Source organism: Prevotella sp. P3-92 (assembly GCF_002251205.1).
GTDB lineage: Bacteria > Bacteroidota > Bacteroidia > Bacteroidales > Bacteroidaceae > Prevotella.
Window position 1 is genome coordinate 1 of record NZ_NPJE01000058.1, and the last position, 24,925, is coordinate 24,925.

The 24,925-nt window shown below is 44.7% G+C and carries 17 protein-coding genes and 2 tRNA genes; 13 read left to right on the forward strand and 6 right to left on the reverse strand.

Annotation, left to right across the window (positions count from 1 at the left end):
- Positions 1 to 171, forward strand: a 171-nt coding sequence (locus tag CIK93_RS08440) for a transposase (protein ID WP_144007558.1), incomplete at its 5' end; no start/stop codon positions are given.
- A gap of 247 nt (positions 172 to 418) precedes the next feature.
- Here the strand turns inward: CIK93_RS08440 and CIK93_RS08445 are convergent.
- The 5 genes from CIK93_RS08445 to CIK93_RS08470 form a co-directional block, all read right to left on the reverse strand.
- Positions 419 to 493, reverse strand: a tRNA-Val gene (locus CIK93_RS08445).
- A gap of 155 nt (positions 494 to 648) precedes the next feature.
- Positions 649 to 1,074 (reverse strand): amino acid-binding protein, encoded by a 426-nt coding sequence (locus tag CIK93_RS08450; RefSeq protein ID WP_094391412.1) that lies wholly within the window; start codon positions 1,072 to 1,074, stop codon positions 649 to 651.
- 85 nt (positions 1,075 to 1,159) lie between these two features.
- Positions 1,160 to 2,458 carry a phenylacetate--CoA ligase family protein gene (locus tag CIK93_RS08455; RefSeq protein WP_094440265.1) on the reverse strand — a complete coding sequence of 433 codons (1,299 nt, stop codon included), beginning with the start codon at positions 2,456 to 2,458 and terminating at the stop codon, positions 1,160 to 1,162.
- Positions 2,459 to 2,798: 340 nt separating this feature from the next.
- Positions 2,799 to 3,467, reverse strand: a complete 669-nt coding sequence (locus CIK93_RS08465) for an FKBP-type peptidyl-prolyl cis-trans isomerase (RefSeq protein ID WP_094435931.1) — start codon at positions 3,465 to 3,467, stop codon at positions 2,799 to 2,801.
- A 19-nt stretch (positions 3,468 to 3,486) separates the two neighbouring features.
- The gene (locus CIK93_RS08470; RefSeq protein ID WP_094391408.1) at positions 3,487 to 5,028 is read right to left on the reverse strand and encodes a glycine--tRNA ligase; all 1,542 of its coding nucleotides are present in this window, start codon (positions 5,026 to 5,028) and stop codon (positions 3,487 to 3,489) included.
- 443 nt (positions 5,029 to 5,471) lie between these two features.
- Here CIK93_RS08470 and CIK93_RS08475 point away from each other — a divergent pair, with 443 nt between their 5' ends.
- The 4 genes from CIK93_RS08475 to CIK93_RS08490 all read left to right on the forward strand — a co-directional run bounded on the left by CIK93_RS08475 (position 5,472) and on the right by CIK93_RS08490 (position 12,359).
- A complete protein-coding gene (locus CIK93_RS08475; RefSeq protein ID WP_254046773.1) occupies positions 5,472 to 7,613 on the forward strand; it encodes a glycoside hydrolase family 3 C-terminal domain-containing protein in 2,142 nt (713 codons plus the stop codon).
- Positions 7,614 to 7,713: 100 nt separating this feature from the next.
- Positions 7,714 to 10,419, forward strand: coding sequence for a DNA gyrase/topoisomerase IV subunit A (locus tag CIK93_RS08480; RefSeq protein ID WP_094447078.1), 2,706 nt, complete (start codon positions 7,714 to 7,716; stop codon positions 10,417 to 10,419).
- On the forward strand, positions 10,403 to 11,221 hold the full coding sequence (locus CIK93_RS08485) for a DUF3316 domain-containing protein (protein WP_094447079.1): 819 nt from the start codon (positions 10,403 to 10,405) through the stop codon (positions 11,219 to 11,221). The genes CIK93_RS08480 and CIK93_RS08485 overlap by 17 nt, the downstream gene beginning before the upstream one ends.
- A gap of 103 nt (positions 11,222 to 11,324) precedes the next feature.
- Complete coding sequence (locus CIK93_RS08490) at positions 11,325 to 12,359, forward strand: S41 family peptidase (protein ID WP_094447080.1); 1,035 nt, start codon at positions 11,325 to 11,327, stop codon at positions 12,357 to 12,359.
- Positions 12,360 to 12,361: 2 nt separating this feature from the next.
- On the opposite strand, the gene rmuC is transcribed toward CIK93_RS08490, so the two are convergent.
- Positions 12,362 to 13,990 carry a DNA recombination protein RmuC gene (gene rmuC / locus CIK93_RS08495; RefSeq protein ID WP_094447164.1) on the reverse strand — a complete coding sequence of 543 codons (1,629 nt, stop codon included), beginning with the start codon at positions 13,988 to 13,990 and terminating at the stop codon, positions 12,362 to 12,364.
- Between the two features lie 1,170 nt (positions 13,991 to 15,160).
- Here rmuC and CIK93_RS08500 point away from each other — a divergent pair.
- The 8 genes from CIK93_RS08500 (at position 15,161) to CIK93_RS08540 (ending at position 24,919) form a co-directional block, all read left to right on the forward strand.
- The gene (locus CIK93_RS08500) at positions 15,161 to 17,365 is read left to right on the forward strand and encodes a sodium-translocating pyrophosphatase (protein ID WP_094447081.1); all 2,205 of its coding nucleotides are present in this window, start codon (positions 15,161 to 15,163) and stop codon (positions 17,363 to 17,365) included.
- 17 nt (positions 17,366 to 17,382) lie between these two features.
- Complete coding sequence (locus CIK93_RS08505) at positions 17,383 to 17,802, forward strand: family 20 glycosylhydrolase (RefSeq protein ID WP_371327176.1); 420 nt, start codon at positions 17,383 to 17,385, stop codon at positions 17,800 to 17,802.
- A gap of 275 nt (positions 17,803 to 18,077) precedes the next feature.
- A tRNA-Leu gene (locus CIK93_RS08510) sits at positions 18,078 to 18,158 on the forward strand.
- 352 nt (positions 18,159 to 18,510) lie between these two features.
- Positions 18,511 to 18,744, forward strand: coding sequence for a helix-turn-helix transcriptional regulator (locus CIK93_RS08515; RefSeq protein WP_094391401.1), 234 nt, complete (start codon positions 18,511 to 18,513; stop codon positions 18,742 to 18,744).
- Positions 18,745 to 18,755: 11 nt separating this feature from the next.
- The gene (gene dinD / locus CIK93_RS08520) at positions 18,756 to 19,589 is read left to right on the forward strand and encodes a DNA damage-inducible protein D (RefSeq protein ID WP_094447082.1); all 834 of its coding nucleotides are present in this window, start codon (positions 18,756 to 18,758) and stop codon (positions 19,587 to 19,589) included.
- A 7-nt stretch (positions 19,590 to 19,596) separates the two neighbouring features.
- Positions 19,597 to 20,628, forward strand: coding sequence for a DNA cytosine methyltransferase (locus tag CIK93_RS08525; protein WP_094447083.1), 1,032 nt, complete (start codon positions 19,597 to 19,599; stop codon positions 20,626 to 20,628).
- The gene (locus CIK93_RS13785) at positions 20,625 to 22,754 is read left to right on the forward strand and encodes an AAA family ATPase (RefSeq protein ID WP_254046768.1); all 2,130 of its coding nucleotides are present in this window, start codon (positions 20,625 to 20,627) and stop codon (positions 22,752 to 22,754) included. Before CIK93_RS08525 ends, CIK93_RS13785 begins: the two co-directional genes overlap by 4 nt.
- Positions 22,754 to 24,919, forward strand: coding sequence for an LlaJI family restriction endonuclease (locus CIK93_RS08540; RefSeq protein ID WP_094447084.1), 2,166 nt, complete (start codon positions 22,754 to 22,756; stop codon positions 24,917 to 24,919). The genes CIK93_RS13785 and CIK93_RS08540 overlap by 1 nt, the downstream gene beginning before the upstream one ends.
- Positions 24,920 to 24,925: the final 6 nt, after the last annotated feature.

A 24,925-nucleotide genomic window follows, 5' to 3' on the forward strand; every position in this document is an offset into this window, starting at 1 on the left:
TTCTACGAGCACTATGATGACATACTCAACTTCTACAATAACAGGTCGTCTAACGCAGCAGCAGAGTCTTTCAACGCCAAAGTCAAGTCCTTCAGGGCAGCACTAAGGGGAATTAGGGATGAGAAATTCTTTCTCTACAGACTTTCCATGATATACGCTTATCCCCACTAATTATCTACTGAGCCCATAAGCCTTCGTGTCAACGTACTCAATATCAGTTATGATGAAGTGGTCAAGCACTTCCTTGGGCAGCACCATACGTGCCAACATTAGCAAACCTTTGTCTTCCATGATGCAAAGGTAAGCATTTCATATGAATCATACTCATTTACCCCTATGAAAAATCTATTGAGCCGTAGAGTAGGCTTAGATGGATATATAAACAAAAAAAAGAGTTCCAATATTTTGGAACTCTTTGTGGGCGCTGAGGGATTCGAACCCCCGACCCTCTGCTTGTAAGGCAGATGCTCTAAACCAGCTGAGCTAAGCGCCCTTATTTCTTTGTTTGATTGCTTATTTCTTTTAAGCGATTGCAAAGGTACGGAGTTTTTGTGAATCCACCAAATATTTTGGGAACTTTTTTCGAAAAAAACACGAAAAAAGTTCCCAAAACGCGTTTTTTATGCCTAAAATGCGTGATTTTCGGCATTACAGACGGTATAAATCGCTTGCAGCAAGTAGATCTACTTTCTTTTCTGCGAGTATTCTTTCGCAGCCCTCAAGGTCTGTTGGACGTATGACTACGTGCGCCACATCGCCGTTGGAGAATGAGTACATATATTCGATGAATACTCCGTTTTCCGACAAGTGTTTCAGTACTTTTGCCAGTGAACCGCTGGTATTGGGACATACAAAGCCGATGACATCGGTCATTTTTACGGCGAAGTGTGATGCTTTGAGCACTTGGTAGGCTTTGTCGGGGTCGCTTACTATGCAGCGCAGGATGCCGAAGTCGCTGTTGTCAGCAATACTCATGGCTGAGAGGTTGACGCCTGCATTGCCCAGCACGTCTGTAACTTCTGTCAGGCGGCCTGACTTGTTTTCGAGGAAAACGGATAGTTGTTTAGCTAACATATTCTTATTGTTTTATTGTTTGTTGTTTCTGTTGTCTGTATGTCGCATGATTGAAATGCGGTTGTGTGTCGTTTGGTCACGGCGTTTATAGCTTGCGTTTATCGATGACGCGTTTAGCTTTACCGGTAGAGCGCTCGATGGCACGTGGTTCTACGAGGCGCACTTTGAAGCCGAGTCCGATGACGCTACGCAGTTCTGCTTCGAGTTTCTTCTGCAGTCCAACCATGGTTGACATCTCGTCGGTGTAGTATTCCTCTTTGACCTCTACCTGCAGTTCGCTGGTGTCGGTATTGTCTTTACGATCGACGGTCAGCAGGAAGTGCGGTTCGTATTCAGGCAACGAGAGGATGACTGATTCGATTTGTGATGGGAATACGTTGACGCCACGTATGATGAGCATGTCGTCGCAGCGTCCCAGTATGCGGTCCATGCGCACTAATGTGCGTCCGCATGCACATTTCTCATAGTGTAGTGCGGTGAGGTCGTGTGTGCGGTAGCGCAGCAATGGCATTCCCTCTTTGGTAAGGTGTGTGAAGGTAAGTTCTCCCAATTGTCCTTCAGGCATGGGTTCTCCTGTTTCAGGATTGAGTATTTCGGGGTAGAAATAGTCTTCGTTGAGGTGTGTACCGTTCTGACATTCACATTCGTATCCCACTCCTGGTCCTGATATTTCGCTCAGTCCGTAGATGTCGTATGCTTTGATGCCCAATGATGTTTCGAGTTTATGGCGCATCTCTTCAGTCCATGGTTCGGCTCCGAATGCACCAATTCTGAGTTTGAATTCGTCTCGTGGCCATTCGCAGTCTTTTAGTGTTTCTGCTAAGAACATGGCGTATGATGGTGTACAACAGAGTACGGATGTGCCGAAGTCGTGCATCAGCGTGATTTGTTTCTGTGTGTTTCCACTTGACATAGGAATCACGCTGGCTCCGATATTGGTAGCTCCATCGTGAGCGCCGAGTCCTCCGGTAAAGAGTCCGTAGCCATAGCTCACTTGGAAGATATCGTTTTTTGTAGCGCCGTATGCAGTGAATGCGCGTGAGATAGCTTCGGTCCACATGGCAAGGTCTTTGCGGGTGTAGAGTACTACTACCGGTTTACCTGTAGTTCCTGAAGAGGCGTGGATACGCACAATCTGACTCATGGGCACGGCAGTCAGTCCGAAGGGATAGTTGTCGCGCAGGTCGAGCTTGTTGGTAAATGGTAGTTTCACGATGTCGTCTATATCTCGGATATCACCAGGTTCGAGTCCCATTTCTTGAAATTTCTTCCGATAGAATGGTGTGTTGTGATAGACGTAGTCTGCCATTTTTCGCAGACGTTGGCTTTGTAGGTCGCGAAGCTGTTCGCGACTCATACATTCAATAGTTTCATTCCAGATCATTTTCTGTCTTGTTTTCAGTTGTGTATATCCTTGACAAAGGTACGAATAAGCGAGCAGAATGCAAAAGAAAAGCGTGTTTTTCTTTTCATTCTCGAGCGAAAGTACCTAAGAGGCACAGCCTCAAAGGTACGAATAAGCGAGCAGAATGCAAAAGAAAAGCGTGTTTTTCTTTTCATTCTCGAGCGAAAGTACCTAAGAGGCACAGCCTCAAAGGTACGAATAAGCGAGCAGAATTCAAAAGAAAAGTGTGTTTTTCTTTTCATTCTCGAGCGAAAGTACCTAAGAGGCATGGTGTCAAAGGTAGGAATTAGCGTGGCGTAGATATAAAAAAGGTGACCGCTTAATTGCGATCACCTTTAGTCTTTGTCCAGAAATCTGTGAGCCAAATGTCGAACACCAGCGTGCTGTATGCTGGTATTACTCCGCTGGCGGTTTCTCCGTATGCCAGTTGATATGGTATGGTCACTCGCCAATGGTCGCCTTTATGCATGTTCATTAATGCTGTGCTGAATCCATCGACGAAATCGGAAGCAACGGGCAGTCGGTATCCTGATACAGAACCGTATGAGTTGTACTGTGCTATCTTGTAGGGAGCGGTAACGGCAGGGTCGTATGTCCCCTCAAAACTTTGGTCGAACACATATCCGTCTTTGTACGACTTTGATGGCAGGAGGCGTCCGCGATACTGCATACATAGTGAGTCGTTGTAGTATGGCGATGTAGTGCCTTCTCCGCGCTCTATTACATCCACGAGGATGCAGTCGGTCTGTGGGATGTTGATGGAGTCGGAAACCGACCATTTGCGTACAACGAACGATGAGGCTGTGGCAGAGGCATGTAGTTTGTATTGTGTTTCAAAATACTGTTCATTGGTATTTTTCCAATCAACAAATTCCTCTTCTGTGCCATCGTCTTCGCTGCATGATGCCGCAAAGAAGGGCATCAAGGCAAACAGGCAACCTGCGAGGATTGTCTGTTTGCTGCGTATCATCATGTTGTAGATGCTCATTATTATATAATAAGTGTATTTACTGAATCTTCTTGAGCAGGCTGACAATGCTCACCTTGTCTTCGATGATGCTTGCCAAGTCGCTGATATTGACGCGCTCCTGTTCCATGGTGTCGCGGAAGCGGAGTGTCACCTTGCCATCGTTGAGTGAGTCGTGGTCAACGGTAACGCAGTAAGGAGTACCGATGGCATCCTGACGACGGTAGCGCTTTCCGATAGAGTCTTTCTCGTCGTATTGGCAGTTGAAGTGGAACTTCAGGTTGTTGATGATTTCGCGTGCCTTTTCGGGCAGTCCGTCTTTCTTGACGAGTGGCATGACTGCCAGTTTTACAGGAGCCAGGGCGGCGGGCAGTTTGAGTACTACGCGTGTTTCACCGTTTTCGAGTTTCTCTTCGCAGTATGAGTGACACATGACTGAGAGGAACATACGATCTACGCCGATCGAGGTCTCGATGACATACGGAGTGTAGCTCTCGTTGGTCTGTGGATCGAAGTATTTGATGCTCTTTCCTGAGAATTTCTCATGCTGTGAGAGGTCGAAGTTGGTACGTGAGTGAATACCTTCCACTTCTTTGAAGCCGAATGGCATCTTGAATTCGATGTCGGTAGCTGCGTTGGCATAGTGTGCAAGTTTATCGTGGTCGTGGAAGCGATAGTTTTCTGCACCGAAACCAAGAGCTTGGTGCCAAGCCATACGAGTTTGTTTCCATTTGGGGAACCATTCGAGTTCAGTACCTGGAGTTACGAAGAACTGCATTTCCATCTGTTCAAATTCGCGCATGCGGAAGATGAACTGGCGTGCTACAATCTCGTTGCGGAATGCTTTACCAATCTGAGCGATACCGAATGGAATCTTCATGCGACCGGTCTTCTGCACGTTGAGGTAGTTGACAAAGATACCCTGTGCGGTTTCTGGGCGGAGATATACTTTCATAGAACCTTCAGCGCTGGCTCCCATTTCGGTAGAGAACATCAGGTTGAACTGGCGTACGTCCGTCCAGTTGCGTGTGCCGCTGATGGGGCATACGATTTCTTCGTCAAGGATGATCTGCTTCAGTTCTGCGAGGTCAGGTCCTTGCATGGCTTTAGCGTAGCGCTCATGTAGTGCGTCGCGCTTGGCAATATGCTCTTTTACTCGTTCGTTGGTTTCGAGGAATTTGGCTTCGTCAAATGCTTCTCCGAAGCGTTTGCGTGCTTTTGCCACTTCCTTCTGCACCTTCTCATCGTATTTTGCAATCTGGTCTTCAATCAGCACATCGGCACGATAGCGCTTTTTTGAGTCGCGGTTGTCGATGAGGGGGTCGTTGAATGCGTCAACGTGTCCAGAGGCTTTCCAAATTGTGGGGTGCATGAAGATGGCAGAATCGATACCGACAATGTTTTCGTGGAGCAGTACCATTGATTTCCACCAGTATTCTTTGATATTGTTTTTCAACTCTACACCGTTCTGTCCGTAGTCGTAAACGGCTCCCAATCCATCGTAAATATCGCTGCTTGGAAATACGAAACCATATTCTTTACAGTGGCTTACGATTTTCTTAAATACATCTTCTTGTGCCATAATGCTTTTACTTCTTTTCAAAAATTATGCGTGCAAAGGTAGTGCAAATCGAGCGAAATACAAAAGAAAAACGATTTTTTCTTTTTATTTCCGAGATGCAGCCTACCTAAGTACAGGGTTACAAAGGTAGTGCAAATCGAGCGAAATACAAAATAAAACGTGTTATATTTTGTTTATTCGAACGTGATGGGGCTTACATTGTGCGTAAGTTTATGGGAGTTAGTTGGGAGTTGCTTGGGATTTACAGACCTTGCGGAAAAGCGCAAGAAACAGGGATGGCTGCATCCTGAATGCATCCCGAATGCATCCCGAATGTTTTTTTTGCTTTGCAAATAATCTTTTTTGGGGGTAATGTTAGAACATTCTCGCAAAAAAATCGTATTTTTGCAATCTAAAACCTAAAATATTAAAGTATGAAGAAGCTGCTTTCGATACTAATGTTTATGGCACAACTCTCGGTAGTTGCACAGCCATTCGATTTTCAGAACACTCGATTGAAGGATGACCAGCGTATCAATCTCTTTATCGGCCAGTTGACACTCGACGAGAAGATTTCTCTTCTCTCCACACAGATGGGAGTACCACGTTTGGGCATTCCGGCTATCAGTTGCTATGAAGGACTTCATGGGGTGGCTTTGGGTGGACCTGCAAACAATAACGGAATGATTGAGGTGAATGGTGAAAAGCGCCCCAATCCACTACCGACTTCCATCTTTCCACAGGCATATGGATTAGGAGAAACGTGGGATCGTGAGGCTGTGCGCATGGTAGGTGAGCAGATGGCTGCCGAGGCCCGCTATTATATCCATCAGCCCAATGCCCGCCGCAAGGGACTTGTCATCTATGCGCCCAATGCCGATTTGGCACGCGATCCCCGTTGGGGACGTACCGAAGAGAGTTATGGTGAAGATCCGTACCTAACCGGACAGCTCGCCGTGGCTATGGTGCGCGGACTGCAAGGCAATCATCCTCGCTATTGGAAAGCAGCCGCGCTGATGAAACATTTCCTTGCCAATAGTAATGAATATGGTCGCGATTCTACCTCCAGCAATTTCGACGACCGATTGTTTCGCGAGTATTATTCCTATCCTTTCTATAAAGGAATCACGCAGGGAGGGTCACGTGCCATGATGGCAGCCTATAATTCTTGGAATGGAACACCTATGGCCATACACCCATGTCTGCAAAGTATCGTTCGCAAAGAGTGGGGGAATGATGGCATTATCTGTACCGATGGTGGTGCGATGGGTATGCTATCGACCGCCCATAAGGCATTTGCTACTAAGACAGAAGCCGCAGCTGCCGTGGTGAAAAACCAGTTGGGACAGATTCTCGACCGCTATCAGGATGAAATCCGCGAGGCGCTTGCCAAGGGAATGGTTACTGAACAAGATATCGAAGTGGCTATTCGGGGTAATGTGCGCGTGATGCTCCGCCTTGGACTGCTCGACGGAAAGAATTCGCTCAACCCGTATGCAACCAGGGGAACAGATACAACCGCCACACCGCCCTTTATGACCGAAGAGGCACGGAATGCTGTGCGAGAGGTGACCAACAAGTCGGTAGTACTCCTGAAAAACAACGGACTCCTGCCGCTCGATAGTAAGAAAGTGAAAAAGGTGGCTGTTGTCGGACCTTATGCCGACGAGATTATCTATGACTGGTATAGTGGCACACCTCCCTATGAAGTAACTGTCTTGAAAGCACTTCGCGAACTGGGAGCACAACAGGGATTTGAAGTGAGCTACGTGAAAGACAACCGTATGGGTGAGGCAGAACGTCTGGCACGTGAAGCCGACGCTGTGGTAATATGTACAGGCAATCATCCTTATGGTACCAAGGCTGATTGGTTCTTCTGTCCTGTACCCAGCGACGGTCGCGAAGCCGTTGACCGCCTATCGTTGCAATTGCCCGATGAAGATCTCGTTCGTCAGCTCTATCGTGCCAACCAGAACACAGTACTTGTGCTTGTCAGCAGTTTCCCATATACCATCAATTGGAGTAATGACCATCTGCCTGCCATCCTCCACATCACCCATTGCAGTCAGGAGCAAGGCCATGCCGTAGCCGATGCACTCTTCGGACGCATCAATCCTGCCGGTCGCACCACTCAAACATGGGTGAAGGATATTCTCGATTTGCCCGCCATGATGGACTATAATATCCGTAATGGCCGTACCTATATGTATCAGCAAGGCGATGTGCTCTATCCTTTCGGCTACGGATTGAGTTACACGACGTTCCGATATGGTGAGCCAAAGGTTAATCTGAAAGACAAACATACCGTGACCGTTACGCTCCCCGTTACCAATACTGGCGGTCGTGATGGCGATGAGGTTGTCCAATGTTATGTGAACTATCCTGATTCTAAAGTTGAACATCCACAGAAACAGCTCAAAGCCTTTGAACGAGTGGCTGTCAAAGCTGGAGAAACACGCGAGGTCAAACTCACCATCGACCGTGCCGACCTTACCCATTGGGATGAGGCTACCCATCGTTTTGAGGCAGAAAAGGGTCGCATCCAACTCATGATAGGTGCGTCATCAGCCGACATACGGACGGAAATATCGTTTGAAGTGAAGTAAAACCGAGCATCCAACTTGCAAAATTCGAATATTTTTCGTAATTTTGCAAGAATTAAAGGCGTTGGCAGACAATGCCTATAACTTAAAAGGATAAACATCAATGGACGACGAAATCAAGGACGACGAAATACTGAACGAAGAGCAAGACATCACCGAAGAGGTTGAAGCCGAGGCACACTCAGGCTATAAACCCGTGGATAGGTTTGATGCGGCAGCCGTACACCATCTTAGCGGAATGTATCAAAACTGGTTTCTGGACTATGCTTCGTACGTAATCCTGGAACGTGCCGTACCACATATTGAAGATGGACTAAAGCCTGTGCAGCGCCGCATCCTTCACTCGATGAAGCGAATGGACGACGGTCGCTACAACAAGGTGGCAAATATCGTAGGACACACCATGCAGTTTCACCCACATGGCGATGCTTCTATTGGCGATGCGCTGGTACAGATCGGACAGAAAGAATTGCTGGTGGATACCCAAGGAAACTGGGGAAATATCCTCACCGGCAACCGTGCTGCCGCCCCTCGTTATATTGAGGCACGCCTGTCGAAGTTTGCCCTCGATACGGTTTTCAATCCGAAAACTACCGAATGGCAGATGTCCTACGACGGACGCAACAAGGAGCCCATCACATTGCCCGTAAAGTTTCCGTTGCTTCTGGCACAGGGAGCCGAGGGTATTGCCGTAGGTCTGTCGTCGAAAATCCTGCCCCACAATTTCGTTGAACTGTGTGATGCAGCCATCAGTTATCTGCATGGCGAGGAGTTTCATCTCTATCCCGACTTCCCCACAGGCGGCTCTATTGATGTTTCGAAATACAACGACGGACAGCGAGGCGGTTCGTTGAAAGTACGTGCGAAGATAGAGAAACTCGACCAGAAGACCCTTGTCATTCGAGAGATTCCCTTCTCCAAGACTACCGAAACCATAATTGACTCGATACTCAAAGCCATCGAGAAAGGAAAGATTAAGGCACGTCACGTGGAAGACCTCACCGCAGCCAAGGTGGAAATACAAATACAGTTGGCACCCGGTGTCTCGTCCGACAAGACACTCGATGCGCTCTATGCTTTCTCCGATTGCGAAATCAATATTTCGCCCAACTGCTGTGTCATCGAAGACAATAAGCCGAAATTCCTCACCATATCCGATGTGTTGCGCCATTCAGCCGACCGCACTAAGGATCTTATCCGGCAGGAACTCGAAATCCGCAAAAACGAACTTCTTGAGCAGTATCATTTCGCTTCGCTTGAAAAGATATTCATCGAAGAGCGCATCTATAAAGACCGCAAATTCGAACAGGCACCCAATGTCGATGCCGTATGCGAACATATTGACGAACGCCTCACTCCCTACTATCCACAACTGGTTCGTGAGGTAACCAAGGATGATATTCTCAAGTTGCTTGAGATTAAGATGCAGCGAATCCTTAAGTTCAACAAGGATAAAGCCGACGAACTCATGGCACGCATCAAGGAGGAAATCGAACAGATTGACCGCGACCTCAACAACCTTGTAGAGGTCACCGCCAATTGGTTTAAGTTCCTTAAAGAGAAATATGGTAAGGATCATCCGCGACTGACCGAAATCCGCAACTTCGATACCATCGAGGCTACCAAGGTTGTTGAGGCCAATCAGAAACTCTATATCAACCGTGCCGATGGATTTATAGGTACAGGACTGAAGAAAGACGAGTTTGTCTGCAACTGTTCCGATATCGATGATGTCATCATCTTCTACAAAGATGGTAAGTTCAAGGTCATCCGTGTGGCAGATAAGATATTCGTAGGAAAGAATATACTGTGGCTTGGTGTGTTTAAGAAAAACGACCAGCGCACTATTTATAATATGGTGTATCGTGACGGAAAGAAAGGATTCTATTATATCAAGCGCTTCAACGTGCCGTCGGTTACTCGCGATCGCGAATACGACCTGACCATTGGAACCCCGGGATCGCGTGTCGTTTATTTCACCGCCAATCCCAATGGCGAGGCTGAAGTTATCAAGATAACACTCGACCCTGCACCAAAGCTCAAAAAGATATTCTTCGACAAGGACTTCTCTGAGGTGCTCATCAAGGGACGTGCTGCTAAGGGTAATCTGCTGACCAAGTTCCAAGTGCATCGCATCGGACTAAAGAGTCATGGTCACTCCACATTGGGCGGACGCAAAGTGTGGTACGATCCCGATGTCAACCGCCTGAACTACGACGAGCACGGACGCTTGTTGGGCGAGTTCAACGATGGCGACCAGATACTCGTATTCCTACCCAATGGTGAATACTATCTTACCAATTTCGATGTCAACAACCACTTCGAAGACAATATCGTAAGACTGGAGAAATACGATGCCGACAAGGTCTGGAGCTGTGTGCTCTACGATGCCGACAATCAAGGATATCCCTATGTCAAGCGCTTCTTGCTGGAAGCATCCAAACGCAAACAATGTTATCTGGGCGAGAATCCCAATTCCAAGGAGATATTGCTCACCGATCAAGTCTATCCGCGCATCCTTGTCACCTATGGTGGAGCTGACGAATTCCGTGGATCAGAGGAGATTGACGTAGAACAGTTTATTGCTGTTAAGGGCTATAAAGCAAAGGGTAAACGTCTCACTACCTACCAGATTGCCAGCATTACCGAACTGGAACCCACTCGTCTGCCTGACCCACCCAAAGAAGATGAGGCCGATGAAACGGAAGAGGAAGAGAATCTGGATCCTGATGCTGGAAAGAGTCAGCAACAGGTGATTGACGAACTGACTGGACAACAAACGCTTTTCTCTGATGAAGACTATCAATAGAACGCTCTTCGTACTGGCACTTATGCTGAGTGCAACGTCGGCAACGTCACAAACCGCTACCGATTCTCTCCGTATCTCTACGGTAAGTCACATGGTGGGAGGTGGCGCATCCCAGGTGCTTGACACCTATCTGTCTGCCGAGCATTTTAGCGGACCGGGAGTCACTTATCTCTGCACCGTCGAACGACAGCGCCCACAACGAAGATGGGGCACGGTCATGGAACATGAAGTCAACTTCTCGTCGGTTAGTGACCGTACCAATCAGCGCGACGAACTGGAAGGTGCCTACAATTTCTATTGGGGACGTTTGCGCCGTTGGCAACTGCTCGACAATCGCCTGACCCTACAGGCAGGAGGCATGGCTAATGCCTCGTTGGGATTTATCTATAATAGTTCCAATTCAAACAATCCTGCCCAGGCTCGTGCACATCTTAATCTGATGCCTACCGGAGTGGCTTCCTATCGCTTCTCGGTCATGCGCCATCCGGTAGTGGCACGCTACGAACTTGCCGTGCCATTGGCAGGAGTGATGTTCTCGCCCAACTACGGACAGACCTACTATGAGACTTTTGTCAGAGGCGACTATGACGGCAACGTGCGGCTGACCACCTTTGTGTCGGCACCTGAGTTTCGTCAGATGTTGACACTTGAAACGCCATTATCAGCGTCTATCGCCCTTCGCATCGGCTATTTGGGCAACTATCAGCAGTTTCATGTCAATCATCTGAAGCAACATGTCTATACTCATCGCTTCATGGTGGGCATCACCCGTCGGTTCTCAATCATTTCGCGCCGGCTCTGAATACAATTCAGACAGCGTAAAACAATCAATCCCGTAACGAATCATGATGACAGTTCTATCCCATAAATTGAATATCGTCCATCGGCTTTGCCCATTTGGCTTCATGCAGACGCTGAACCGTTTGCATACCGTCGCCCTGATGTTGTGCGCCATATTCATGGTCACGATGTTCACTTCTTGTATCGACGAAGACGAACAACCCAATACGCCAACCGGCAATTTTGAGGCACTTTGGCGTATCATCGATCAGCATTACTGCTTCTTCGACTATAAGCAACAGCAGTATGGACTCGATTGGCAGGAGGTCTATGTCAAATACAAGGAGCGCGTCAGCGACCGCATGACCGATCGTCAGCTCTTTGAAGTGATGACCGATATGCTGTCGGAACTGCGCGACGGACACGTCAACCTTGGTGCCAGTTATGATTACGGACGCTATTGGGCATGGAAGGAAGACTATCCCTCAGATTATAGCGATTCGCTTGAACGCATTTATCTCCGTACAGACTATAAAATTGCCAGCGGCATGAAATATCGGGTGCTTGACGACAATATCGGCTATGTGCGCTATGAGTCGTTTGCCGATGCAATAGGAGAGGGCAACCTCGATGAGGTATTGTCTTATTTCCTACTTTGTCGTGGACTTATTATCGACATCCGTAGCAATGGCGGTGGCGAACTGACCAATGCCGAGCGCTTGGCTTCCCGCTTCGTCGATGAGAAGACGTTGGTGGGATATATGCAACACAAGACAGGTACGGGACATAATGATTTCAGCGAACTCAAAGCTCAGTATCTCGAACCCTCCAGCAGGCTGCGTTGGCGCAAACCGGTATGTGTTCTTGTCAACCGTGGGGTGTTTAGCGCTGCCAACGAGTTTGCATCGATGATGCATGCGCTCCCAAATGTCACTCTGGTAGGTTATCGTACTGGTGGCGGTTCTGGCATGCCGATGAGCAATAGTCTGCCTAATGGATGGATGGTTCGCTATTCAGCCTGCCCCATGTACGACAGTCAGAAGCGTCAGACAGAGTTTGGCATCGAGCCCGACATCTCCCTCCATCTCGATGATGCAGATACGCGTCGTGGTGTCGATACCATTATCGAAACCGCACGAAATGTGATCAAAGGAAAGTGAAATCAGCTTTCGCTCTCGTCATGGAGCATCGCTGTAGCATCTGTTTCTATAAATAAGGAGTCGTTCATGTCGTTGAGCGACTTCTTCTTTTTATTCTCTTTGGCACCTGCCTTAATCAGGTTTTTGGCAGCTGTGATGATGCTTGGTCCGCTGTCGGCGGTGGTAATTTTCAGTTTGGAAATCTTCTTGATGGTATCGTTCATGCTCGATTCCACCTCCATGAAACGAATGCCAAAGTCCTGCACACGGTCTATCACGGTATTGGCAGCATTCATCATGTCCTGTTGGTTTTGGAGTTGTCTCACCTGTGTCCACATCATCTCCAATACGCGCAAGTTCATATACATGGTCTGCGGACCGAGTATCAACACCCCTTCGTCGTAGGCTTCGCGCCATAGCGAGTTGTCGTTGAGTAGAGCCAGATTGAGTGCCCCTTCTATCGGCACATACATAATGGCGAAATTGAGTCTGTTGTATCCGCTTGGCAGATATTTGGTATATTCCTTTTTTGCAAGTCGCTTCACCTGTGCTCTTACGCTGGCGATGTGTGCTTTAAGATAATCTGACTTCTCGGCTGTGCCGTCTTCTGCATTCATATATCGCTCATAGTCTGTCAGCGACATTTTTGAATCTACCACCACATGGCGGTTGTTGGGGAAATGCAGAATGAAGTCGGGTATCAGTCCCTTTCCGTCTTCGCCTTTAGCCGTTTTTCCTGCTTTGTCGCGTAGTGTTTCCTGCGTGTCAAACTGTTCACCCTCTTTCAGTTCAAGGTCTTCAAGGAGTTGTTTCAGTTTCAATTCGCCGAAGTTGCCCTGCACTTTCACCTCACCGGTAAGAGCTCTGGTCAGTCGGTCGGCAGTTTCTCCCAGTTGTGCACTCTTCTGCATATTGATTTTGATGGTCTCGTCGAGTCGGGTGAGTGCTTCGTTTTGTTGTTCCTTCGATTTATCGAAAGCCTCCTGCATATCCTTCAGGCTCTGTTGCAACGGGTCGATAATCTTCGACACCTGTTCTTTGTTTCTCTCTCCCAACTCTTCCTGTCTGCGCTTGAGCACTTCTTCCGATGTGGTCTGCATCTGCTCTTTGATGAGTTTTATCTGACTGTCAATCTGTTCGCGGTTCATTTGCTTCAGCGCTTCTATTTGTTTTTCGGCACCCTCTTTGGTTTGTTCCAGTTGTTTCTCGTGCGAGGTTTTCAGTTCTGCAATCTGTGTTTCATAAGAAGCCTTGAAGTCGGCGAGTTGTTTCTCAAACGTTTCTTTCAGTTCGCTTTCCCTTTTGACATTGCGATCCCTTTCGGTATTGATAGTTTGTTGGGTATTTTCCTTTAGGGCGCTCATCTGTTTTTCGAAGTCAGTTTTCTGTAAAGTCAACTGTGCACAGAAATTCTCAGCGTGAGTTTTCTGCACATCGCGCTCCGATGTAAGTGTTATGATTTGATTCTGTTGATTGGCAATGGTGCTTTCCTGTGCTTGTATTTTCCTGGTCAAGTCAGTCAGTTGTGCGTGTAGATTGTCAATCAGTTCGGCATTGTTTTGTCCGTTACCTTTGCTTTTGTTGCCTAATGCGAAGCCTACTGCCACCATGATGACAGCTACCACAGCAATAATGATGAGATATGTTACCATACGTTTTGATGTGTTGGGAATGTTGCGGGTTATATTGCATGCAAATATATAAAAATTAAATGAGAGAGGCGAAGATGTTGACATAAAAATCTTGCTTTATCATTATTTTCTTTGGCTGAATCCTTGTTGAAGATAATTCTGTGAAACAGAAAATGCCCAGTTTACTTTTTGAAAACTGTTATATTGTCATCTGTAACGCATAGTTTTAATAGTATCGAATTCGGTACAATTAAGAATCTGATTATAGAACTGTCCCTTTTAAAGAAATGTAATTATAGAGACAACTATCGTCTTGAATAGATGATACGGTTTCCGTACTTGGAATCCATAAAATTTTTGTTTTCTAAAAATTTCGACCACACGACCACAGGTATAGTGTAATGTATTGTAAGATAGTGATTTGTTGCTGTGGTCGTTTGCTTCGAACCCGTATTTTCGACCACACTTCGACCACACATGATTTTCCAGATAATCATTGTGGATGTTTACACGAAGTAAATAAAAATTATTATCAGGCATTTTCAAACGGCTGACAAAGTTATTATCCAACGTTAGGTAAAGGTGTTATCCAACGTTAGATAAAAGTATTGTCCAACGTTAGATAAAAGTATTGTCAAACGTTAGATAAAAGTATTGTCAAACGTTGGATAAGGGTGCTGTCAAACGTTAGACAAGGGCCTTTTCAATGTTGGAAACAAGTTGTTTCAAATATCAGAAAAGAGTGCTGTCAAATATTGTGCAATAGTGTTGTCGAATGTATGATAAGGGTGTTGTCGAGCATCTGAAAATATCAAGCCTATATTGGACTTTATTGTGGTTTCGCAGCTTTTATGGTTGCAACAGCAGATTGGGCATGGTGTTTGGAGGGTGGTCGAATGGTGGTCGAAAACCATGTTTTTTTGGAATCGACCACCGCTGTAAGTTATTGAAAAGACGAATGATATGCGGAAATGGTGGTCGGTGGTCGAAAAAGTTGAGACTCGCGTGTGCGTGTGCGCGAGGAAATGGTGATCCAGAATAGAGATGTGCGCGCAATGGAAAATAAATTTGTTTGGGTCGAAAAAAATAATGGATTTTGCTTTTTCGTATCGATATATTTCGTAAATTTGCAGTATCGTTTTCCTAACGATGATTGCCGTATATAATTATTAATCTAAAAACTATATTGTTATGAACAACATTCCATTAGTGTTTTGGCTGATTCCGATTGCCAGTATTGTTGCATTGGGAATGGCATGGTATTTCTTCCGCACCATGATGAAGGAAGATGAAGGTACAGAGCGAATGAAAGAAATTGCAGCACATGTGAGAAAAGGTGCAATGGCTTATCTGAAACAACAGTATAAGGTAGTGACTATCGTCTTTATAGTGCTTGCCATCGTATTTGCTTTCATGGCGTACGTACTGAAAGTGCAAAATCCATGGGTACCCTTTGCATTTCTCACCGGCGGTCTGTTCTCCGGACTGGCAGGTTTCTTCGGTATGAAAACCGCCACCTATGCATCAGCCCGAACTGCTCACGGAGCGCGCACCGGACTGGACAAAGGATTGCGGATAGCATTCCGCAGTGGTGCGGTGATGGGACTCGTTGTGGTAGGTCTTGGACTGCTCGATATCGCCATTTGGTTTGTTGTACTCAATGCCGTTTATGAAGGCGAAAATACTGCACTCATCACCATCACAACCACCATGTTGACCTTTGGCATGGGCGCTTCCACCCAAGCACTCTTTGCCCGTGTGGGTGGAGGAATATACACCAAGGCTGCCGATGTGGGTGCCGACCTCGTGGGCAAGGTAGAAGCCAATATCCCAGAAGATGACCCACGCAATCCAGCCACCATTGCCGACAATGTGGGCGACAATGTGGGCGATGTTGCCGGAATGGGTGCCGACCTCTACGAGAGCTATTGCGGTTCGATACTGTCAACCGCCGCTTTGGGCGCTACAGCCTTTGCCATGAATGGCGATATGCAGTTGCGCGCAGTCATTGCCCCGATGGTGATAGCCGCCATAGGAATATTCCTGTCGCTTATCGGCATATTCTTGGTGCGCACCAAAGAGGGAGCATCGATGAAAGAACTGCTCCACTCGCTGGGGCTTGGCACCAATGTCAGCGCCGGACTCATTGCCGTAGCCACCTTTGTGATTCTCTATCTGCTGGGCATAGAAAACTGGTTAGGACTCAGTTTCTCCGTTATCAGCGGTCTTGTGGCAGGTGTGGTAATCGGTCAGGCAACGGAATATTACACCTCACAAAGTTATCGACCGACACAAAAGATAGCAGAGGCATCGCAGACAGGACCAGCCACCGTCATTATTAAAGGAATAGGTACGGGAATGATCTCTACGATGATACCCGTAGTCACCATATCGGTGGCTATCATGCTGAGCTATCTCTGTGCCAACGGTTTCGATATGTCGCTCTCGGCAAAGTCTATCAGTATCGGCCTTTACGGTATAGGTATTGCAGCCGTGGGCATGCTGTCAACGCTCGGCATCACCCTTGCCACCGATGCCTATGGACCCATTGCCGACAATGCCGGCGGCAATGCTGAGATGAGCGGACTGGGTAAGGAAGTGCGTGAGCGCACCGATGCCCTTGATGCTCTTGGCAATACTACTGCTGCTACAGGCAAGGGCTTTGCCATCGGATCGGCTGCCCTTACGGCTCTCGCTCTACTTGCTTCCTATATCGAGGAAATCAAGATTGCCATGATACGTGCCGTGGAAAACGGAAAACAGTATTTTGATGCAGCAGGAAATGTGTTCGACCCAACGAATGCAACGACCATAGACTTCATCAATTTCTTCCAAGTGAATCTCATCAATCCGAAGGTCCTGGTAGGTGCTTTCCTCGGAGCAATGGCTGCCTTCCTGTTCTGCGGATTGACCATGGGTGCCGTAGGGCGTGCTGCCGAATCGATGGTGCAGGAGGTACGCCGGCAATTCCGAGAAATCAAAGGAATACTTGAAGGCAAAGCCACACCCGACTATGGTCGCTGTGTGGAGATAAGCACACGTGGTGCCCAGCGCGAGATGATCATTCCTTCGCTGCTTGCCATCGTTATCCCCATCGTGGTGGGTCTTGTGCTTGGTGTGGCTGGTGTGCTCGGTCTGCTCACTGGCGGACTTGCTGCTGGTTTCACCCTTGCCGTGTTTATGTCTAACTCTGGTGGTGCATGGGATAATGCCAAGAAGATGATAGAAGAGGGCCATTTCGGCGGAAAGGGCAGTGAGAACCACAAGGCAACCATTGTTGGCGATACCGTGGGCGACCCATTCAAGGATACCTCTGGTCCCTCGCTCAATATTCTTATCAAGCTCATGTCGATGGTAAGTATCGTGATGGCAGGACTGACCATCATATTCCTGTAACGGCGTGTTGCCGCAGCATGACCTATGGACTGACCGATAAGGCGCTTCAAGCTGCTGTGGAAAACAATGCTCGCATCATGCTATGTCCAGGAGAACATTGCTATTTCGACTATCCAATGGCCAAGGGCGATATGCCCGAAGTCAACTGGGGTATGCCGACGACCACACTCAAGGATACTTATAGCCTTGATCCTGCATGGGGACACGATAAAAAGTTTGAAGAGAACAACTTGTTTGGTGTGGCAGGAACGCTTTGGAGTGAATGTATCACAACACCTGAGCGCATCTATTATCAGGCTTATCCCCGTGCCATAGCATTGGCAGAGGCTGGATGGAGCCAGCAGGAAAACCGCTCATGGGAGTCGTTCCTCCAGCGCATGCGTCCATTGGCTAATGACATGATGCGTCGTGGCATATCGTTCTCGATGGAATATTGACGATAGAAACCAATGGTAGAGACAGACCGCCTGTATGGCAGCGGCATCCGTCTCTGCCTCTATCCATGATATGAATTAAACCCAAGTTGGTCACCATGCCGATTTGGGCTTGATTCATTCCTCTGTTTTTGGTATAATGTGTATTCCCTTTGCGTGTCATGCGTTTCCCTTTCCGGTATAAAGTGTATTCCATACCAATATCATGCACAAATGAAAAGAAAAACGGATATTCCTTTTGCAGTTCGCATCTTTTTTACTAATTTTGCAGCCGAAATGCGCCTGTGGCGGAATTGGTAGACGCGCTAGACTTAGGATCTAGTGTTTCCGACGTGCAGGTTCGAGTCCTGTCAGGCGCACCCAGAGAAATCCTAACTACTTAGAAATGAGCAGTTAGGATTTTTGCTTTTATAAAATTGCCAACATTTTGGCAACATAATTCGTCGCTAATTTGTTGTGGTTAGCAAAGTTTATGTTGTTTTCATCCGTATTTCTCATAATTTCATTGCATTTCAATTGACATCGTCCATTTTATGAGTCACCAAATGACAAACTATAGTCAGATAGATTAGCTCATAGATTCTATAAATTGATGTATATATCATCTATATAATACAAATATCACTATCTAACATAATAATTCAACACCTTTATTCGTTATTCTAACAGGAAATCACTACTTTTGTACATTCCAAACAATTAAACGTAAATATGAGTAAAGATATAAACAGACTAAAGGTCGTCCTGGCTGAAAAGAAACGAACCAACAAATGGCTCGCCGAACAATTAGGTAAAGATCCTGCAACCGTATCTAAGTGGTGTACCAACACCATACAGCCGAATGTCGAGACATTGGTGGAGATTGCCAAATATTTGAATGTTGAGATACAAGACTTGTTTTGGCCAATTGAGAATATTGCCATTAACGATTTGTCTGAAGAATAAAAAGAAATCTTATGAAAAAAGAAGAAATACAAGCATTGTTCTCTCAATTTGAACAAGTATCATGTGTTACAAATGGCATAGAATGTTGGAGCGCAAGAGAATTATGTTCTCTATTGGGATATACCCAATGGCGTAATTTCTTGAAAGTCATTGATAAAGCAAAGGAATCGTGCAAAAATGCAGTTCATGATATAAAAAACCATTTTGCTGACGTCAGCAAAATGGTTGTACTTGGTTCAGGTGCTGAGCGTCAGATAGATGACATTATGCTAACACGCTATGCTTGCTACCTTGTCGCCCAAAATGGCGATCCTCGCAAGCCACAGATAGCATTTGCGCAAACTTACTTTGCTGTGCAAACTCGTCGTGCAGAACTTATAGAACAGCGTCTTATTGAAGTTGAAAGAGTTAAGGCACGTGCTAAACTACAGGAAACAGAGCGTAAACTTTCTGGCGTACTTTATGAACGAGGTGTGAATGACAAGAGTTTTGCTGTGATACGTTCCAAAGGAGACCAAGCATTATTTCGTTTGAATACTGCAACGCTGAAGCGACGCATGGGAATCCCCGAGAAACGACCATTGGCAGATTTCCTCCCCACTATCAGTATCAAAGCAAAGGATTTTGCGGCAGAAATGACGAGCGTGAATGTACAGACTAAAGACCTTAAAGGAGAAAGTCGTATAAGCCAAGAGCATATTGCCAACAATGCTGCTGTTCGAGATATGCTTGTGCAGCGTGGTATAGTTCCAGAGAACCTTCCTCCAGCAGAAGATGTAAAGAAGGTTGAACGCAGATTGGCAAGTGAACAGAAAAAGGCTTTGGAGAACAAAAAAAAGAAATAGAAAAACGATGAAGAAGAGATATAAGGGTATAGATTTGTTTTGTGGCATAGGGGGATTTCGTATTGCCATGAAAAGAAATAATGTCAAATGTGTATTTTCGTCTGATAACGATAAGTTTGCACAACAAACTTACGAGGCGAATTTTCACGAGATTCCGACAGGTGATATAAAGGCTGTCGAAGCAAAGGATATACCCCATTTTGACATTCTAACAGCAGGATTCCCATGCCAGCCGTTTAGTTATGCAGGAGAAAAACAAGGTTTCAATGACGATGTTAGAGGTACTTTATTTTTTGATGTGTGTCGAATTTTGGAATACCACAAACCTCCTATGGTTTTTCTTGAGAATGTAAAAGGACTAAAATCACACGATAAAGGCAAGACTCTTCAGGTTGTTTTAGACAGTCTGAGGAAACTTGGCTATTATCCACATTGGACCATTCTATCATCTTTGGATTATGGACTTCCTCAAAAAAGAGAAAGATGGTACTGTGTCGCATTTAGAAGCGATGTGAATTTTGAATGGCCGAAACCTGTAGGTGGACATCCGACCTTGCGTGATATAGTAGACATGAATGATTATAATCCTTCACTGGCTATTTCTAAATTTGAACTTGATAGGATTGACTACCATTTTGCGAAGGCAAAGCCTGGTGATAGGATTCAACATGACAACTCCAAGTATAAACCCAATACAAAGAAAGGCAAATATGGAGTGTATTCGTTCCAAAAACCTGATGGCTCTTTGAGATTTCATGTAGGAGACCCGGCAAAGACTCAAATACAAGAGGCTTTTTATTCGTGTCTTGACACATATGCCTCCACTATTATAGCCAACAGAACGCCTAAGCTATGGGATATTCGTAGAAAGTTATCTGTCCTTGAATCGAAAAGACTTCAAGGTTTCCCTGATGACTTTGTATTCCCCGTATCTGATGCTCAGGCATACAAACAATTAGGAAATTCAGTCAGTGTTCCAATTATTGTTAAGATAATGGAAAACATGATTAAAACTTACGAAAAAACTCTTGAAAAATGAAATACATAAGTGTTAAGTCCGTCGTTGAAGCCTATAAAGGATTTCAAGACTGCATGACCAATAAGTCGTGGGGGTACTTGGCTTTGCTAAAAGGATGTAATAATAGCATAGAGCCATCTGTACCTTATGAGGTAAATCTTGATGGCGTTTCAAATTTTCTTGAAAATATATTCAATTTAAGCCAAACGAAAAAACAATATAATAGTGGGCGTTCTTTGTATGTAGTATTTTCTAATAAATGGGAGAAATACTTTAACGATCAAGGCAAACACATTCCTAACATCTATGACATTGCAGTTTGGGCTTATCGGAGAATGTCTTTCGAGGATAATATAACCATTGAGAGCATACTTCAAAAATTTGCCAGCGAATTCAATATACCATTGAATATTGTTTCAGAAAGTTTCAATACTCATGCTGTAAATATTGAGTTTTCAAACTCTTTGTATTTGGAAAGTACACTAAAAACGGAGTTAAAGAACATAGGTGTAGATGTGTCAAGAGAAAATATTGATGCAAAGAAAGGTAGTGTTGTCGCATCCCCTGGTGAAATAAGCCGTGGTCCTTTTGTTCAAACTCTATATGCAGGATTAGAAATAACAGATTATGTTTTGATTTTACAATCGGACTATCATTCTCTATACGGAAATGGAATAAAGTCAGAGGACAAAGGACACAAGCCCGAACAAAGTGACTCTCTCCAACAAATCTTCTATGGTGCTCCTGGCACAGGTAAATCGCATACTATCAATGAGGAAACGAAAGATGAAGATGTTATTCGTACAACATTCCATCCTGATACAGACTATTCGACATTTGTGGGTGCTTATAAACCGACAACAAAAGAAGTTGAGTTGCGTGACCTTTCAGGTCATAAAGTAGTAGAGAATGGTGAAATTGTAAAAGAAGACCGTATCATTTATGAGTTTGTAGCGCAATCATTCTTACAAGCATACGTAAGTGCATGGAAGAAATATGCTGATGCGAATGAGGGCGAACCTCAAAAGCAATTCCTTGTAATCGAAGAAATCAATAGGGGTAATTGTGCTCAAATATTTGGTGACCTGTTCCAACTTCTCGACCGTAATGATTATGGCTTTTCCGATTATCCCATAAAAGCAGACGCTGATATGAAGCGACAACTTCAAAAAGCATTTGCAGGATTGGTTATTGCGCAAAAAGACAAAATTAATGCCATGTATGAAGGCAAGGATATTGTATCACAAGTGTTGAATGGCGATATTCTACTATTGCCTAACAACCTTTACATATGGGCTACCATGAACACAAGCGATCAGAGTTTGTTCCCAATAGACTCTGCTTTCAAGCGTCGCTGGGATTGGACTTATATGCCTATATCTAATGCAGAAAAGGACTGGATTATAGAAGTTGATGGAAGCAAATATGATTGGTGGCAGTTCCTTGAAAGGATAAACGAGAAAATTGGTTCCACAACCAATTCTGAGGATAAGAAACTCGGCTATTTCTTCTGCAAAGCACAAAATGGTGTTATATCGGTAAAAACATTTGTCGGTAAGGTCATCTTTTATCTGTGGAACGATGTGTTTAAGGACTATGAGTTTGGTGATGCTATTTTCAATGATGAGGATGGTAGCAAGTTATCTTTCGATAAATTCTATACCTCAGAAGGGAAGAATTCAAAAGTAGTAGAAGAGAAGGTTGCTTTATTCTTTAAAAACCTTGGGCTCATACCAATAGAAATATCTAAAGAGGAAAGTGAAATAGAAGATGAGGACGGTAATACGCCAGAATCAAACAGCAGAAACTATGACAAGTTTACTGTAAATGATGGCGCAGAATGTGCCAAAAATAAATTGGCTATAGAATGTATAAAAGAATATATTAAGTTAAATCCAGACATTACAGCCCAAGAGGTTTATGAAAAATGGACTTCATTAGGCAGTATTGTGCCTCATTTCATAGAGACTAAGGAACAATTTGATTCACGTACAGATAACAGTAAGCGTTCTGATGCTGTAGATTGTTATGGAATACCTATTTATGTTGCTCGTAATGGATACGGCAGCAATGGTAAAGCAGATATTCTCATGAAATTAGTAAATGAGAAAAATTGGGGTATTACTATTAAGAAAATTATAAAGTAATGCGCATACTGATAGAAGAATATCAATACAACGTTGCCAATATAAAGAACATTCTCTATGGCATTGATGCTTTGGAGAATGTCGAGGGTAAGGTGTCCGTTCACTATGTGGGGTATTTCTATAATACTCTACTGAAGGATTGTGTCTTTATCCTTCCCAAGGTATTGCTCAAAGATGTGGTGGGGCAAGAACTTGTATTTGGGAAATATAAGCCAGAAAGCATAGCTAACTTGGATGAGAACAATCCTCTTGACGCTGTTGAGAGAAATTTTCTCTACAAGTTTGCAGTTTGGATTTATCGTGCCATTGTGGTTTACAAGAACGACAAACGCAACGATACCGATATTGTATATCATTCGCAAATAGCCCAAGTTGGTAATGGGCAGCGCAGATTGAGCAATACTTATCTTGATATTCTTCTGTCGTTGTTACAATTCAATCGTAACAACCAAAGTTTCTTCTTTTTCATTGTGAAGAACTTACATAGTGGCTTGAATAAAATCAATTGGGCTCGAACCATCGGAACGCAAGCAGCCATTGTGCAAGATGGACGACCTATATACTTGAATCCTGTTAACAAAAAACGACAAATCAACTTTGATGAAGAACTGCTCGTTATCTTCTTCTCAATTTTGAATTATATAGGTGAGACTTATGGCTTTCCAAAAGAAATCTGTTGCCAGTTTCAGTTGATAACGGGAAAGAAGTTTGAGACGTACTTGAATGGTTTCGGCAAAACTCGTTTGCGCCAAATTAAGTACAAATATTTCTCTGACAAAGCACTACAACTGTGGCAATTGTGCTATGCCTTCTTTGATGAAGCAAGGCAAGTGTTCATCACGACAGAGCAGAAAGAATACCTGTTGGTCAAGAATTTCTATATTGTGTTCGAGGCTATCATAGACGAACTGATTGGTGATAATCCATTGCCAGATGGTATGGAGAAAAAGCAAGAGGATGGAAAAATCGTTGACCACTTATTTACAGCCAAAAGCTTGATTGAAAGCGAGAACAAGCAGAAGACCTATTATATAGGTGACAGCAAGTATTACAAGATGGGGCATGAACTCGGCTCAGAATCCATCTACAAGCAATACACCTACGCAAGAAATGTCATTCAATGGAATCTTGACATTTTCAATAATGGTAATACAACGGAGTCGGGCATTCGTATTCGTGATGATGTGACGGAAGGATATAATATCATTCCGAACTTCTTCGTGTCAGCAAAAATGGACGAAAGTTTTGACTATACGAATGATGGTATCGAAAAAACAGATCGCAAGAAGAACCGTCACAAACAAATACAATTCAACAACCGCTTGTTTGACCGCGACACCTTGCTTCTGTTCCATTATGATGTAAACTTTCTTTTTGTCCTGTCGCTCTATGCAAGAAACAACACGGAACAAAAGGCACAATGGAAGCAGAAAATCCGTGAGCGTTTTCGCACAGAAATACAAGAATGGCTACAAAAGGATTACGACTTCTATGCAATGAAGGCACATCCCGATGTGAATGGTGAAGAATACATCAAGACACATTTTAAAGAGCTGCTTGGCAAAGTATATACTCCATTTACGGACGAAAAAGTCTATTCTTTAGCATTAGACACAACAACAGATGCAAACAAGGCGGAGAATGAACAACTGTTAAGTGAATTGAAGAAATATTTCTTTGTAGCAGATTGTAGACTTGGCGAACACCCTGACAAGGTTCTGCAGAAGCCAATATCCAAAGGATACTTACCCGTTGCTGACGCAACAAAAAATGGTGTATTAATGGTGATGATGGAGAACTACGAAGGAAAGAAACAAAAGTTCCTGCCAACAGGGAAACTTGCTGTCGGTATCAAATATACAAGAGACGGCATAGAAATTGCAGAAAACTTGCAATCCATTGGATATGTGCTGTTCCATACTCGTAAAGATATTGGTCAACATCTTTTCCGTGTGAAGAGTGTTCAACTCATAAAGTCAGTCGAAGAACTGCCTGTTGGTATATACAAGAATGTCAGTACAACGGAAATGTATGTTGTGGTCGATATTGATACATTAAATGAAATGGATGCTTCTGAGATGCATTCTTCAAGGAAGGCATATACTTCGAATACGAGATACGATGCACAATATTTCAAATTATCACAACTAAAGAGTCCGAAATAGAGATAT

Excerpts from the sequence above, each read along its gene's own strand:
- CIK93_RS08470 (WP_094391408.1), bottom strand. The coding sequence starts at position 5,028 with ATGGCACAAGAAGATGTATTTAAGAAAATCGTAAGCCACTGTAAAGAA.
- CIK93_RS08525 (WP_094447083.1), top strand. The coding sequence starts at position 19,597 with ATGAAGAAGAGATATAAGGGTATAGATTTGTTTTGTGGCATAGGGGGA.
- CIK93_RS08480 (WP_094447078.1), top strand. The coding sequence starts at position 7,714 with ATGGACGACGAAATCAAGGACGACGAAATACTGAACGAAGAGCAAGAC.
- CIK93_RS08485 (WP_094447079.1), top strand. The coding sequence starts at position 10,403 with ATGAAGACTATCAATAGAACGCTCTTCGTACTGGCACTTATGCTGAGT.
- CIK93_RS08490 (WP_094447080.1), top strand. The coding sequence starts at position 11,325 with ATGCAGACGCTGAACCGTTTGCATACCGTCGCCCTGATGTTGTGCGCC.
- CIK93_RS08540 (WP_094447084.1), top strand. The coding sequence starts at position 22,754 with ATGCGCATACTGATAGAAGAATATCAATACAACGTTGCCAATATAAAG.
- CIK93_RS08500 (WP_094447081.1), top strand. The coding sequence starts at position 15,161 with ATGAACAACATTCCATTAGTGTTTTGGCTGATTCCGATTGCCAGTATT.
- CIK93_RS08475 (WP_254046773.1), top strand. The coding sequence starts at position 5,472 with ATGGCACAACTCTCGGTAGTTGCACAGCCATTCGATTTTCAGAACACT.
- CIK93_RS08505 (WP_371327176.1), top strand. The coding sequence starts at position 17,383 with ATGACCTATGGACTGACCGATAAGGCGCTTCAAGCTGCTGTGGAAAAC.
- CIK93_RS08515 (WP_094391401.1), top strand. The coding sequence starts at position 18,511 with ATGAGTAAAGATATAAACAGACTAAAGGTCGTCCTGGCTGAAAAGAAA.
- rmuC (WP_094447164.1), bottom strand. The coding sequence starts at position 13,990 with ATGGTAACATATCTCATCATTATTGCTGTGGTAGCTGTCATCATGGTG.
- CIK93_RS08450 (WP_094391412.1), bottom strand. The coding sequence starts at position 1,074 with ATGTTAGCTAAACAACTATCCGTTTTCCTCGAAAACAAGTCAGGCCGC.
- CIK93_RS08455 (WP_094440265.1), bottom strand. The coding sequence starts at position 2,458 with ATGATCTGGAATGAAACTATTGAATGTATGAGTCGCGAACAGCTTCGC.
- CIK93_RS13785 (WP_254046768.1), top strand. The coding sequence starts at position 20,625 with ATGAAATACATAAGTGTTAAGTCCGTCGTTGAAGCCTATAAAGGATTT.
- CIK93_RS08465 (WP_094435931.1), bottom strand. The coding sequence starts at position 3,467 with ATGAGCATCTACAACATGATGATACGCAGCAAACAGACAATCCTCGCA.
- dinD (WP_094447082.1), top strand. The coding sequence starts at position 18,756 with ATGAAAAAAGAAGAAATACAAGCATTGTTCTCTCAATTTGAACAAGTA.